Annotated in this window: 12 protein-coding genes; all 12 read left to right on the top strand. The window is 39.0% G+C overall.

The features are described from left to right. Positions 1-135 precede the first annotated feature (135 nt). Positions 136-1188 carry a rod shape-determining protein gene (locus tag B0185_RS01940; protein ID WP_005705490.1) on the top strand — a complete coding sequence of 351 codons (1053 nt, stop codon included), beginning with the start codon at positions 136-138 and terminating at the stop codon, positions 1186-1188. A gap of 90 nt (positions 1189-1278) precedes the next feature. Beyond that, positions 1279-2343 (top strand): rod shape-determining protein MreC, encoded by a 1065-nt coding sequence (gene mreC / locus B0185_RS01945; protein WP_005705583.1) that lies wholly within the window; start codon positions 1279-1281, stop codon positions 2341-2343. Beyond that, positions 2343-2831 (top strand): rod shape-determining protein MreD, encoded by a 489-nt coding sequence (mreD, locus tag B0185_RS01950; RefSeq protein ID WP_005705445.1) that lies wholly within the window; start codon positions 2343-2345, stop codon positions 2829-2831. The genes mreC and mreD overlap by 1 nt, the downstream gene beginning before the upstream one ends. Before the next feature lie 11 nt (positions 2832-2842). After that, on the top strand, positions 2843-4180 hold the full coding sequence (locus B0185_RS01955) for a replication-associated recombination protein A (RefSeq protein ID WP_005705457.1): 1338 nt from the start codon (positions 2843-2845) through the stop codon (positions 4178-4180). Positions 4181-4248: 68 nt separating this feature from the next. Next, complete coding sequence (gene znuB / locus B0185_RS01960; RefSeq protein ID WP_039862977.1) at positions 4249-5031, top strand: zinc ABC transporter permease subunit ZnuB; 783 nt, start codon at positions 4249-4251, stop codon at positions 5029-5031. Position 5032: 1 nt separating this feature from the next. Beyond that, positions 5033-5551 carry a hemerythrin domain-containing protein gene (locus tag B0185_RS01965; RefSeq protein ID WP_005705498.1) on the top strand — a complete coding sequence of 173 codons (519 nt, stop codon included), beginning with the start codon at positions 5033-5035 and terminating at the stop codon, positions 5549-5551. Positions 5552-5555: 4 nt separating this feature from the next. Next, entirely contained in the window at positions 5556-6026 is a 471-nt protein-coding gene (locus tag B0185_RS01970; protein ID WP_005705495.1) for a hypothetical protein, read from the top strand. A gap of 494 nt (positions 6027-6520) precedes the next feature. Further along, on the top strand, positions 6521-8335 hold the full coding sequence (locus B0185_RS01980; RefSeq protein WP_050855293.1) for a transferrin-binding protein-like solute binding protein: 1815 nt from the start codon (positions 6521-6523) through the stop codon (positions 8333-8335). Between the two features lie 19 nt (positions 8336-8354). Beyond that, positions 8355-11015, top strand: a complete 2661-nt coding sequence (locus tag B0185_RS01985; RefSeq protein WP_005705536.1) for a lactoferrin/transferrin family TonB-dependent receptor — start codon at positions 8355-8357, stop codon at positions 11013-11015. A 261-nt stretch (positions 11016-11276) separates the two neighbouring features. Further along, positions 11277-12209 carry an ABC transporter permease gene (locus tag B0185_RS01990; RefSeq protein ID WP_005705553.1) on the top strand — a complete coding sequence of 311 codons (933 nt, stop codon included), beginning with the start codon at positions 11277-11279 and terminating at the stop codon, positions 12207-12209. Positions 12210-12211: 2 nt separating this feature from the next. Next, entirely contained in the window at positions 12212-13009 is a 798-nt protein-coding gene (locus B0185_RS01995; RefSeq protein WP_005705545.1) for an ABC transporter ATP-binding protein, read from the top strand. 86 nt (positions 13010-13095) lie between these two features. After that, positions 13096-15018: a DNA repair helicase YoaA gene (gene yoaA / locus B0185_RS02000; RefSeq protein ID WP_005705449.1), complete on the top strand. Its 1923-nt coding sequence runs from the start codon at positions 13096-13098 to the stop codon at positions 15016-15018. The last annotated feature ends 118 nt before the right edge of the window (positions 15019-15136 follow it).

The raw sequence follows: 15136 nt of genomic DNA on the forward strand, positions 1-15136 counted from the left end.
GTAAAGTTTATCTTAAAACGTCCAAATTATTCGTTGAAATAAATGCCTATTTTTTGCTATATTATACGGCAATTTTTGGATCGCTTTGGAGCGGTCGGTGGTGCGTGAATAACAATAAATAACGGATTTCTTTTTATGTTTAAAAAATTTCTTGGATTATTTTCTAACGATTTATCAATCGATCTTGGTACAGCAAATACGTTAGTTTATGTAAAAGGGCAGGGTATTGTGCTTGATGAACCTTCTGTAGTGGCGGTGCGTCAGGATAGAATGGGATCGTTAAAAAGTATTGCCGCTGTTGGTTCAGATGCAAAATTGATGCTTGGTCGTACGCCAAAAAGTATTATGGCGATTCGTCCGATGAAAGATGGTGTAATTGCTGATTTTTTTGTAACAGAAAAAATGTTGCAGCATTTTATTAAACAGGTGCATAGCAATAATTTTATGCGTCCAAGCCCTCGTGTGTTAGTGTGTGTGCCAGCAGGTGCAACGCAGGTTGAACGCCGTGCAATTAAAGAGTCTGCAATTGGTGCAGGTGCTCGCGAAGTTTACTTAATTGAAGAGCCAATGGCTGCAGCTATTGGTGCTGGATTGCCAGTTCATGAAGCAACAGGTTCGATGGTTATTGATATTGGTGGTGGTACAACCGAAGTGGCTGTGCTTTCATTAAATGGTATTGTGTATTCAAGCTCTGTGCGCATCGGTGGTGATAAATTAGATGAAGCGATTGTTGCTTATGTGCGCCGTCATTTCGGTTCGGCGATTGGTGAAGCTACCGCAGAACGTATCAAAAAAGAGATCGCAACAGCGAAAATTGAAAATGATGATGATATTGTAGAGATGGAAGTACACGGTCATAACCTTGCAGAAGGAGCTCCTCGTACGTTCACTTTAAATTCAAAACATGTGTTAGAAGCAATCGAACAGCCATTAACAGGAATTGTAGATGCAGTAAAAGCTGTGTTAGAACAATGCCCACCAGAATTAGCAGCTGACATTTTCGAACGTGGTATGGTATTAACTGGTGGTGGTGCTTTATTAAGAAATTTAGACCGCTTTTTATCAGATAGCACGGGCGTAATGGTGGTTACAGCTGAAGAGCCTTTAACTTGTGTGGCTCGTGGTGGCGGTAAAGCATTAGATATGATCGATATGCACGGTGGCGATGTTTTCAGCCATGATGAGTAATATCGGCTAATTATTCAAAAATAGAAATGGACATCAGCTTATGTCCATTTTCTATTTAACCCCAACTCTTTTCATTTTATTAGCAACTCTATGAAGCCAATTTTTGCGAAAGCCCCCTCTTTAGGGGTTCGCCTCTTCTTTGCAATTTGTATTTCAATCATGCTGATTACATTAGATGGTCGAAGCAGTGCGATGATTCAAATCCGTAATATGCTCGAAACCGCAGTCAGTGGCTTGTATTATTTTGCCAATACACCTCGCTCTGTATTAGATGGCATCAGTGATAATTTTATTGATACTAACAAATTGCAGCTTGAGAACCGAGTGTTAAAAGAGCAACTTCGCGAGAAAAATGCCGATTTGTTGTTACTCGATCAGTTAAAAGTTGAAAACCAACGTCTGCGTTTGCTGTTAGGCTCACCATTACGTCAAGATGAATATAAGAAAATCACTGAAGTTTTAACCTCAGAGATGGATGCTTATCGCCAGCAAGTAGTTATCAATCAAGGGCAAAAAACAGGTGCTTATGTTGGGCAGGCTGTGATTGATGAGCGAGGTGTTGTAGGACAGGTGATCTCGGTAGGTGAAAATATAAGTCGAGTGTTGCTAATTACCGACATCACGCACGCCGTACCTGTGCAGGTATTACGTAACGATGTGCGAGGCATTGCAAATGGCACGGGGCATAATGACGAGCTTGTTATCGATAATCTGCCTCGTTCGACTGATATTGTGAAAGGCGATGTACTTGTTACTTCGGGCTTAGGTAGCCGCTTTCCTGAAGGCTATCCCGTAGCCATTGTGGAAAGCGTTACCAACGATACTAAAAGCCAATTTGCTCGCATTATTGCCAAACCGCTTGCCTCTTTAGATCGCTTGCGTTATTTGCTTTTATTGTGGCCAATTAACGATGAAATGCGAAAAGCTCAAGCGCTCTCACCTCAAGAAGTACGAGAGGTGGTTGAAGAGCGTCGCCGTAGCGTTAGCCCAATTGATCGATTGCGTAATTTAACAAATAAGAAAGAGCAGGTTGAGGATAAAGCAGAAGAGAAACTAGAGGTTCTTGATCAAACAGATGAAGCTTCGGATAACCCTGCAGCCCAACCAGAACCCGTGCAAGATCAAGAACACCATACTGAACAGGGAGCAGAATAATGCGACAGCATCCACTTTTCCAAATTATTGTGTTGGCGTTTATTTTTGTGGTCGCCCTGATTTTAGAAATTATGCCTTGGCCTGTTGGTTTGCAAGGTTTTCGCCCTTCTTGGCTTATTCTTGTGTTGATTTATTGGGCATTAGCATTGCCTGATAAAGTTAGTGTAGGTACGGCTTTTGTAGCTGGTATCATTTGGGATTTGATTTTAGGTTCAGTGCTTGGTGTTCACGCACTTGTGCTTTCTATAGCGCTCTATTTTGTTGCAAAATACCATCTTATTTTGCGAAATCTCTCTCTTTGGTTACAAGGTATAATTGTAATCGCTTATATTATTGCCATTCGCATTTTTATCTATTTAATTGGTACACTGTTGCATTCTGCTACTTTCAATAGTCAAGAAATTATCGGAGCAGTAATTAGCGGTATTCTCTGGCCTTGGGTCTTCTTGCTCATGAGACAAATTCGTCGTCAATTACGTTTACGTTAGAGGAGGGAAAAATGAGCACTTTCTCTTTTGATTTTGCCGAAGATTTTCGACCACTTTCTGCCCGAATGCGACCTCGTACACTGGCAGAGTATCGCGGGCAAACGCACTTAATTGCTGAAGGTAAGCCTTTGCAAAAAGCGATTTCAATGCAACGGGCACATTCAATGATCTTCTGGGGGCCCCCTGGCACGGGTAAAACCACATTAGCAGAGATTATTGCACATCATTTGAATGCAGAAGTAGAGCGTCTTTCAGCAGTAACGTCTGGTATTAAAGAGATCCGCGAAGCCATTGATAAAGCAAAATTAAATCAGCAAACAGGTAGAAGAACGGTACTGTTTGTGGACGAAGTGCATCGTTTTAACAAAAGCCAACAAGATGCGTTTTTGCCCCATATTGAAGATGGCACAATTATTTTTATTGGTGCAACAACCGAAAATCCATCCTTTGAATTAAATAATGCATTGCTTTCTCGGGCTCGAATTTACATTCTCAAACCACTTCAAAAGCAAGATATTTTAAGCGTATTAGAGCAAGCTTTGACCGATAAAGAGCGAGGTTTGGGCAACGAGACTTTTGTGCTTGAAGATGAAGTACTTGATTTACTTGCCGATTATGTGAATGGTGATGCACGTTATGCGTTGAATTGCTTAGAGTTAATGTCGGATATGGCGGAAACAACCGCAAAAGGCAAGTTACTCAATAAATCCTTGTTAACAGAAATTCTAGGCGAACGACAAGCCCGTTTTGATAAAGGCGGTGATCGCTATTACGATCTGATTTCAGCCTTGCATAAATCTATTCGAGGCTCTTCGCCTGATGGTGCATTATATTGGTATGCCCGCATTTTAACTGCAGGCTGTGACCCACTTTATGTTGCACGCCGATTATTAGCCATTGCCTCTGAAGATATTGGGAATGCTGATCCACGTGCGATGCAAATTGCGATTAATGCTTGGGATTGCTATACCAGAGTAGGAGCTTATGAAGGCGAGCGAGCTATTGCACAAGCGGTCATTTATTTGGCTGTTGCCCCAAAAAGCAATGCAGTTTATACGGCGTTCAATGAGGCAAAACGTTTGGCAAAAGAGGAGAAAGATTATGATGTGCCAGAGCATTTACGTAACGCACCAACGCAGTTGATGAAATCACTGGGTTATGGCGATGAGTATCGTTATGCTCACAATGAATTGAACGCTTATGCCGCAGGTGAAAATTATTTCCCACCTGAGTTGAAAGATACAGCATTCTATTTTCCAACTGAGCGTGGAATGGAAAAACAGATCAAAGAAAAAATGGCGTGGCTGAAGGCTCAAGATGCTCAAAGTCCACAGAAACGATATAGATAGTCCAATATAAATAGAGAAAAGCGGTGGGATTTGCAGAAATATTTGCAAATTTGACCGCCTGTAACATTATGCTTGATATTTTACTTCCTGCCTGGCTTGCAGGCTTATTACTCTCACTGATTACCGCACCGCTTGGTGCTTTTGTTGTTTGGCGGAAAATGGCGTATTTTGGTGATACGCTTTCTCACTCGGCACTGCTTGGCGTGGCACTTGGTATCTTCCTTGAGGTTGATCCTTATATTGCTGTGATCGTGATGACAGTTATTCTCGCAATGGCTTTAGTCTGGCTTGAGCACAAAACCAACTACTCAGTTGATACCGTTCTCGGTATTATCGCCCATTGTAGCCTTTCACTTGGGGTGATTACGATTAGTTTGCTTGATAATGTCCGTGTAGATTTAATGTCTTACCTCTTTGGTGATCTTTTGGCGATCAACTTTAACGATGTTATTTTTATCGGCATTGGTGTCATTGTGATTGGTGGAATTTTAGCCTTCTTCTGGTCTAAACTACTTTCTATTACCATTAGCCCAGAATTGGCACAAGTTGAAGGATTGAATGTTGCTCGTGTGCGATTATTACTGATGCTACTTACCGCATTAACAATTGCCTTGAGTATGAAATTTGTTGGGGCGTTAATTATTACTTCACTTTTAATTATTCCCTCGGCAACGGCAAGACGTTTCGCTCGCACACCAGAAGCAATGGTTATTTATGCCACTGTTTTTAGTATTATTGCGGTCTCTCTCGGACTGCTATTTTCAGGGATTAAAGATACCCCTGCAGGACCATCAGTAGTAGTGTGTGCGGGGGCATTGTTTTTGTTAAGTTTATTTAAAAAAGAGGCATAATATGCAACAATTTGAACCACAACAATTCGCAACTTGGGCAGAGCCAGTTGATATGCTTTATGCTTGTCATAGTAAGGTAAAACGCTTTTGCAAGCAGTTACAAATTTTACCTGCTTATTTGGCTGAGCATGGTGTGAATCAGGCGGTAAAAAATGATGTACAACAGATTTTGACCTACTTTAACGTTTCTGCACCGTTGCATCATGAGGACGAAGAACGGGATTTCTTCCCTGCATTGGTGGCTGTTTATCCCCAAGCGCAAGAACAGATTGATGCACTGGAAAGTCAGCATATTCATTTGCATCAGAGTTGGGATGCACTGGCGATTCAATTGAAAGAATTATTAGAGGATAAACGAAATTCTGTGGATGAGGCGTTAATCAAGCGGTTTATTTCGGGCTATGATTTGCATATTCCACTTGAGGAGCCATTATTTGAATTAGGAAAGGAATATCTCTCTCAAGAAAAATTAGCGGAAATAGGGCAAGTAATGGCAGAACGCAGAAAAATAAAAGGGTAATTAAATGAAATTATTAAACTGGATAGCCTTATCAACATTTATTTTTAATGTTTCTTTTGCTATTGCAGCACCTAAAAAGAGTGAAGTAAAAGAAAATCAAGCCTCATATTCTATGCAAAATGCTTTGACGATTACAACACAAGAACGAGAGATGATTATTGATCAAAATGGGCAGGCATTATCTCAATTTAAATATAAGATTACGAATAATACGGATAAACCTATGGCTAACATTCAATGGATCAGTGTTTATGTTCATAATCGCCAAGTCGTTTATAGTCAAGATATGCAGTTAGATCTAGAAAATACCTTACAGCCTAAACAGTCATTGTCTCTCAATTTACAAATTCCTTTTGCGAAAATTGAAGAAAAATATCGTCCTGCTTTTTTAAATACCCAAGAAAAAATTGAAGTATATAAAGTGGCAAGATTGATTGTATTTAGTGATAAAACGACATTAACTGAAAAGGAATAGAACCCGGCCGCTTGATCGCTCCAGATGAAGCGGTTATTTTTTGCCAGAATTATGCGAAACTACCAATTAGATTTAACGGAATATCTTTGTCCAATGCCACTATTGTTCTTTAAAAAAAAGAGCAGGACTTATGTGAGACCTTGTCACGTTATTCTTCTTCTTCGTCAAGAAAGTGTGCGAGATATTGAATTATTGTGCGATGAGGAGAATATTTTTATCTTAGAAAAAAAGGAAATATTCCCCTCGTTATTCTTTTTAAAACTACAGGCTCTACCTCGTTTGGACAAAAAATAGTCTCCTTTCAAATATAGAATGAATGATCAAAATCTCTTCAATTATCCCTATAGAAAAGCCAATTTTAAATCTAGAAGATTCTAGATAATATCTTTTAAATTTAATTACTCTAGAAAAATGAGGTAAATTAATATTCCATAATAATCAAAATTGAACTATAATGATTCTCATTATCTTTTTTATAAAGCGAGGTATCGTAGATGATGTGTTTTAACAAAAAATGGTTTTTTATTACTTCCCCTTTCTTATTAAATGCGTGTTCAAGTGGCGGAGGATCTTTTGATGTCGATACGGTGTCAAAAGATTCCCCTACACCAAGTAAAAAACAATTTAAAGATGAAGAGTCTCAATTGACACCTGTGCCAAGTAAGAATCTTTCTGCATTGCAAAGCCCAACATTAGGTACCGCAATGAAATTAAAAGCACATAATTTATTTGATCGCAGTGGAAAGGAGAATCTTTTTTCAGAAGAAGAATATGAAACGTTAGACTTCAATATGATAAAAGCAAGAGTCGCAGCATCAACAGCTGATGGCTCTATTGTGGATAGTAATGATGGATCCAGTCCTTATTTTACTCGGCTTTTGAAATATGTTCGTTCAGGAGTTTATTACAATGATAGCTGGAGAGAAAGAGATATACCTAATAAACGTTTTTTATCTGGTTTTTATGGCTATGCATTTTATTTTGGTGAAAACCCATCAAGAGCGTTACCAGTAGAGGGTAATGCTCATTATAAAGGGACTTGGGACTTTATTACGAATGTTAAAAATGGTAGAACTTATCCATTACTTGGAAGTCAGGCAGGCAATAAGAGAAGTGCTGTGCCAAATGATATTGATGATTTGCTAACGAATAAAAATGATGCGGTTGATCCTAATTCAACTGATTTTGGTTTAAGCAGTGAGTTTGACGTTAACTTTGGCAATAAAACATTAACTGGGCAGTTATATCGAAATAAACGTCAAACGCTTGCAAATTCGTCAGCTAAAAAAGAAAAAGTTTATGATTTAAACGCAACGCTTCACGGTAATCGTTTTATTGGAAATGCTGTCGCTACCGATAAAATAAGTCAAGATTATCCATTTACTTCTGATGCAAAAGATGCGTTAGAAGGAGGATTTTATGGCCCTCATGGTGAGGAGTTAGGTGGAAAATTTTTGACAGATGACAAGCGAGTCTTCACTGTATTTAGTGCAAAACGAAATGATGAATCATTAACAGCCGAAACACAGTTTGATGCAAAACAAATTTCCTTTTCTGCAGTAGGAAATGGGAATGTTGGAGACGATTTTAACATAAAAGATACCACTACATTTGGTGAGGTAAATTATCTAGTGGTTGGCAACCAACGTCTTCCTCTTTTAGCCAGCGATTCAACAACTTCTGCCTTTACAACAACATCAGAACACCACGTAAAAGAGAACACAGCTGAGAAAACGATAGAGACAGTTGTTTGCTGCCAAAATCTGAATAGCGTAAAATTTGGTCTTTACTATGATAAAGATAATAAAGAACGTAAGCAGTATCATCAATTCCTTATAGGGCAGAGAAGTTCGACTAAAGAAATTGAGGCTTTAAAAGGACCAGCATTTTATCGTGGTACTTGGGATGGTTATATCACTAATGGGGAAACCTCTTACACAGCTTCTGCAACAAATAAGAGTACCGGAGATATAGCTGAGTTTACGGTGAATTTTGATAATAAAACCCTGACTGGCGAATTGAAAAAAGCAGGTAGCCTTAATACTGTTTTTGATATTAACGGTAAATTAGATGGAAATAGTTTTAGTGGTATGGCTTCAACAAAGGGTGATGGCTTTGCACTCGATACTAAAAATACGCTAGATTCTACAAAAGTTCGTATTAATACTGAGGTAAAAGGGGCATTTTATGGAGCAAAAGGATCTGAATTAGGGGGGGCATTTAGTGCTAACACACTAGATGATAGTAACAAAGCCAAAGCTGCTGTTGTATTTGGAGCCAAACGTCAAGTTGAAGTGACAGCTCAATAAGTTTTAAGGAATAAAGAAAATGAATACACCAAAATTTTGTTTAAATGTAATGACTTGCCTTTTATTCTCTAGTTATGCTTTAGCAGAAGAAACGGGATCCATAACATTAGATACTGTAAATGTTATCTCAAAGAAAATAAAAACGCGTAAAGATAATGAAGTAACGGGGCTAGGTAAAATTGTTAAGACCACGGAAACAATGAATTGGGAACAGGTGCTTAATATTCGCGATCTTACTCGTTATGATCCTGGTATTTCAGTAGTAGAACAAGGAAGAGGAGCAAGTTCTGGCTATTCAATTCGAGGAATGGATAGAAACCGGGTCGCTTTACTTGTAGATGGTTTACCTCAAACACAATCTTATGTAGCACAAAGCCCTCTTGTAGCAAGTTCTGGATATGCTGGAACAGGTGCTATAAATGAAATTGAATATGAAAATATTAAAGATGTTGAAATCAGTAAAGGATCAAGTTCTTCAGAATATGGAAATGGTGCGTTAGCGGGTTCTGTGACTTTCCAAAGCAAATCTGCAGAGGATGTGCTTGAAGAGGGAGATAGCTGGGGTGTGCGTACTAAAAATGCTTATTCAAGTAAGAATAAAGGGTTCACACATTCTTTGGCTATGGCAGGAAAAAATGAGAAAGTAGAAGGTGTGGCGATTTATACTTATCGTAATGGATCAGAAACACAAGTGCATAAAGATGCCTTAAAAGGTGTGCATCACTATCATCGCCTTGTTGCAAAACCTTCCGAACAGAATTCTTATTTTGTTTTACAAGATGAGTGTTCTGATTACGAACAATGTAAAAATAATGCCAAAATGCCAGCTATTATTAGCTCGCAACAAGAAACCGCGAATGCATCTGATTACACGGGTGCGAATCGAATTAAACCTAATCCGATGCAATATCAAAGTGACTCTTGGTTTTTAAGAGGGGGATATCATTTTTCTGAAAGTCATTATCTTGGTGGTATTTTTGAACACACTAAACAAAAATTTGATATACGAGATATGACAATGCCTGCTTATTTAAGCACAAATGTGGCACGTTCTGATGATAATGCACCATTTTATCATGGTAATAACTACGGAGAGTATCAACATACTGGAGATGGGCGAGGCTTAAATTATGCAAGCGGTCTTTTTTTTGACGAACATCATCAAAAACAACGTTTGGGTATTGAGTATGTTTATACGCATCCAACTAAGGAAGGTTTGCTAGATAAAGCGAAGTTAAGTGTTAACCAACAGTCTATTGATCTTGATAGTTATCTACAGCATACTCATTGTAGTACTTATCCAAATCCTAGCAAAACGTGTAGGCCTGAACTGACAAAACCATTCTCGTTCTATCATTCAGACCGACATGTTTATAAAGAAAAACATAATTTGATTCAGCTTGATCTAGAGAAAAAAGTAACAACTGATCAGATTACTCATCAGATTGCGTTTAATCTTGGTTTTGATAATTTTAATTCAACACTTCAACATAAAGATTATTTGACTCAGCGTGTCATTGCTTCAGCAAGTAGTATTTATGAAAAAGGTAGAAATGGGTATAAAGACAAGCCTTATTTTTACCCGAGTCCTAAAGCGTATCTCGCAGGACAGGATTTTTGTGATTATAGTGGTGCATCTTCTAACTATCGGGCATGCAATATTAGAAAAATATCAGGCAAAAACTATTATGTTGCAGCTCGAGACAATATGTCATTAGGGAAATATATTGATTTAGGTATAGGCGTTCGTTACGATGTTTATCGAACCAAAGCCAATGAATCCCAAATTAGTACAGGACAATTTAAAAATTTCTCTTGGAATAGTGGTATTGTTGTTAAACCAACAGATTGGGTAGATTTCTCATATCGTATTTCGACAGGATTCAGAAATCCAAGTTTTTCAGAGATGTATGGTTGGCGTTATGGTGGAAGCGATGTTTATGTTGGTAAATTTAAACCTGAAACCTCTCGTAATCAAGAATTTGGTATCTCGTTTAAAGGTAACTTTGGGAATATTGAAGCAAGCTATTTTAATAATGCGTATAAAAACTTAATTGCTTTCGCAGAAGAGCTGGGTACTGATGGTAAAGGTAAGGGGAACTATGGCTACCATAATGCACAGAATGTAAAACTTGTTGGTGTAAACATTACCGCACAACTAGATTGGAATGGGATCTGGCAAAAAATTCCTTATGGATTTTATTCTACCTTTGCTTATAATCGTTTAAAAGTAAAAGATAAACAAGTCAATCCTGCTCTTGCATCCGTGAATAATTCTCTCTTTGATGCGATTCAGCCTAGTCGATATGTGATTGGGTTAGGTTATGATCACCCTAGCAATAGTTGGGGAATAAATGCAATGTTTACGCAATCTAAAGCAAAATCTTCTCAAGAATTAGTCGGAAATAAATTATTAGGCGAAAATACTAAAGAGATTAAAGCAACAAATAAACGTACCCGTGCTTGGCACACTTTAGATCTTTCAGGTTATGTTTCTCTGAATAAATATATGCTATTACGTTTGGGCGTATATAATGTATTCAATTATCGTTATGTAACTTGGGAGGCGATAAGACAAACTGCACAAGGTGCTGTTAATCAACACCAAAATGTAGGTAACTATACTCGTTATGCTGCTCCTGGTCGTAACTATACGATGACGTTAGAAATGAAGTTCTAAATTGTATAAAACCTGCCTTTACTGTGCAGGTTTTATTTTATTTGAAAATGATTGTTTTTAATGGTTTTGAAAGGGAATAACTTCTGCCTTTACAAGAGAATCAATCTAATCGTTTCATTGTAACAATCATACTGATTGTAAAAAAATTATACTTTTTAGGGCTAAAAGAGGCTAAATTTGCGAGAAAAATTGCAAATTTCTGTGAAATCCCTTAAAATCACCGTACTAGTTTAGTAGTGTAATTTGCAAAATAATTTTACAATGGATATTTTCGTTCACTTTCTTCAGCAGTTTTTAAGCAATATCGCTTGGATTGGAGCGTTGGAGCTTGGTTTGATTTATGCTCTTGTTGCTTTGGGCGTGTTGATTTCTTATAAAATTTTAGATTTCCCTGATTTAACGGCGGATGGCTCCTTTCCTTTAGGCGGAGCAGTTTGTGTGGTTTGTATCTTGCAAGGTCTAAATCCTTGGATTGCGACACTTTTGGGCACATTCGCAGGTGCATTGGCAGGTGTGATTACGGCAAGCCTTTACATTGGCTTTAAAATCGAAAAATTGCTTTCCAGTATTTTAATGATGATTGCCCTTTATTCCATCAATCTACGCATTATGGGAATGCCAAATCTTGCCTTGCTTGGCGAAGCGACAATTTATGATGTGATGCCAATTGAAGATGATGTGCAACTTGCATTAGTGCGTTTGTTGATGGCGTTTTTTGTGGTGATTATTGCCAAAATTTTATTTGACCTTTTCTTCTCAACTCAAATCGGCTTGGCTGTAAGAGCGACAGGCACCAATACCCGAATGGCAAAAGCACAAGGGATTAACATCAATAAAATGACCATTTTAGGGATGGCAATTTCTAACGGCTTGATTGCTTTAGCTGGAGCATTGTATGTACAAAGCAATGGTGGAGTGGATATTTCTATCGGCGTGGGTACAATTGTAATTGGCTTGGCGGCGGTCATTATCGGCGAAGCATTATTCTCAGCAAAACGTATTATCTGGCTAACCACTGCAGTGTTAATTGGTTCAGTGTTGTATCGTGGTTTTATTGCATTAGCCTTGAATAATGAGGCGTTAAATTCGATTGGTTTTGGGCCGCAAGATCTGAATTTAATCACCGCACTTTTGGTCGTTTTTGTGTTAGTATTACCAAAATTAAAACAACGCTTTTTGGCAAAACGGGGGTAATGATGATTGAGCTAAAAAATGTATTCATTACCTTCAATAAAGGCACGGCAATTGAAAATTCAGTATTAAAAGGCTTGTCATTAACAGTTGGGCAAGGCGAATTTGTTTCCGTTATTGGTAGCAACGGAGCGGGGAAGTCTACTATGCTGAATGCGATTAGTGGCGATTGTTCGGTGGATAGCGGTGAGATTTTAATTCAAGGTCAAAATGTGAATCAAAGTAGCAGCTGGCAACGTGCGAATCGTGTTGCTCGCGTGTTTCAAGACCCAATGGCGGGTACGTGCGAAGATCTTACCATTGAAGAGAATATGGCACTAGCTTATCAACGCGGGCAAAAACGTGGTTTTTCATTTGCCATTAAACGCCAACAACGTGAAATTTTCCGTGAAAAATTGGCTCTGTTAGGTTTAGGCTTAGAGAACCGCTTAACTGACCGAATGGGGCGTTTATCGGGTGGTCAGCGGCAAGCCGTGAGCCTATTGATGGCTTCGCTTCAACCCTCAAGCATTCTTTTGCTGGACGAACACACCGCAGCACTTGACCCAAAAACAACCGATTTTGTGATGCAACTGACTGATAAAATTGTTCGAGAACAGAAACTAACCACTTTGATGGTAACTCATTCAATGAAACAAGCACTAGAATATGGGGATCGCACTGTGATGTTGCATCAAGGGCAAGTTGCGTTTGATGTGTCTGGTGAAAAGCGTAAACAAATGGATGTGCCCGATCTGTTGCAACTTTTCCAACAAAACCGCCACGAACAATTAGCGGATGATGGATTGCTGTTGGGCGTTTAATTTACTGATTAAAAAATTGTAGCAACTGTGTTGCTCTTAGCGTAGGGGCGTGTTGAACACGCCCTTTTGTGATCTAGATAAATACGATGAAATACACAGACAAAATTGACCATGCTTTCAGTAAAGATGGCTGGTTAAGTACCAATATTCAAGGTTTTCGCCCACGGGCTGCCCAGCTTGAAATGGCACAAGCGGTCGGAAGAGCAGTAAAATTTGCAACTCCTGCGGTGGTAGAGGCTGGGACAGGCACAGGAAAAACCTTTGCCTATTTAGTGCCTGCCTTGCTTTCGGGCAAGAAAACGATTGTTTCTACAGGCTCAAAAAACTTACAAGATCAGTTGTTTAATCGCGATTTACCTACCATTCAAAAAGCTTTGAAATATAAAGGCAAGGTCGCCTTACTGAAAGGGCGTGCGAATTACCTCTGTTTAGAACGTTTAGATCAGCTGATTGCGATGGGAGTGGCAGGCGATCGTGCGGTGCTTAATGATCTTTCAAAAGTGCGAAAATGGCATCAATCCACTAAAACGGGCGATTTAAGTGAATGTACGACGATTGCCGAAGATAGCCCGATTTTACCGCAATTGGTTAGCACAACAGAAAGCTGTTTAGGTTCAGACTGCCCGAATTATAAAGATTGCCACGTGGTGCAAGCACGCAAAAAAGCGATGGATGCGGATATTGTAGTTGTCAATCATCACCTTTTTTGTGCGGATATGGCAGTGAAAGAAACAGGCTTCGGTGAGTTGATTCCTGAAGCTGAGTTGGTTATTTTTGATGAAGCGCATCAGCTGCCTGATATTGCCAGCCAATATTTTGGACAATCGCTAACGTCTCGCTTGCTGTTTGATCTTTGCAAAGATTGCAACATCGTTTACCGCTCGGAGTTAAAAGATTTAGCACAGCTTGGTAAAGCAGCCGATCATTTGCAGAAAACGGTACAAGATTTTCGTCTTTTAATGGGAACAGATGGGCAAGTTCGTGGCAATTTACGTGAACTCTTTACCGATCAAAAAGTGGTAAATGGCTTAACCAAAATCAGTGAAAATATCGATTTCTTGAGTGAAGTCATCAAAAAATCGCTTAGTCGTTCAGAAATGCTTGATAAAATGTTTGAGCGCCTTGCCGAAGTGAAAATTTTGCTCAAAAAATTTGGCGATACGACAGTAACAGGCTATTGTTACTGGTATGAAGCTAATGGGCGTTCATTTGGCTTACATATTACTCCATTAACAGTGGCAGATAAATTCAGTGAACAGATGAAAACATTGCAATCGGGCTGGGTTTTTACTTCTGCAACGCTTGAAGTTGGCGGAAGTTTCGACCATTTTTGCTATCGTTTAGGTATTTCAAATGCAGAACAACTGGTGTTGCAAAGCCCGTTTAATTATGAACAACAATCGCTGCTTTGCGTGCCTCGTTATCTGCCGGATAGCAATAAATCGCATACGCTGACAACGCTTGGTGAAATGCTTAAGCCTGTGATTGAAGCCAACAAAGGGCGTTGTTTTTTACTTTGCACTTCTTATTATATGATGCGAGGATTTGCCGATTATTTGCGTGAGCATACCAACCTGAATGTATTACTGCAAGGCGAAACTAGCAAAGCAAAACTGCTTGAGAAATTTGTCAAAGAAGAGCACTCTGTGCTGGTGGCTACTCAAAGTTTCTGGGAAGGCATTGATGTGCGAGGCGATGATTTGTCTTTGGTGATCATCGATAAACTGCCGTTTACCTCGCCTGATGAACCGCTATTTAAAGCTAGAATGGAAGATTGCCGTTTACAAGGAGGTGATCCGTTTAACGATATTCAAATTCCCGAAGCAGTTATTACCTTAAAACAGGGGGTTGGTCGATTGATTCGCGACGTTACTGACCGCGGGGTAGTGATTATTTGTGATAACCGTTTGGTCATGCGTAACTATGGTGCAACCTTCCTCAAGAGTTTACCGCCCTCAAAACGCACAAGGGATTTAGGGAAAGTGGTAGATTTTTTGAAAGAACTTTAAGCTAAATCAAATTTTCTTACTTCTAAAGCGGTATAATTTGGCTTATTTTTTACAAATCATAAAAAAATTCGATTGTGATTTGCAAAAAGTAAGTGAAATGATACCGCTTGTTTTTAGG

Origin of the sequence: Haemophilus parahaemolyticus, from assembly GCF_002015035.1 — a bacterium.
Lineage (GTDB): Bacteria > Pseudomonadota > Gammaproteobacteria > Enterobacterales > Pasteurellaceae > Haemophilus_A > Haemophilus_A parahaemolyticus.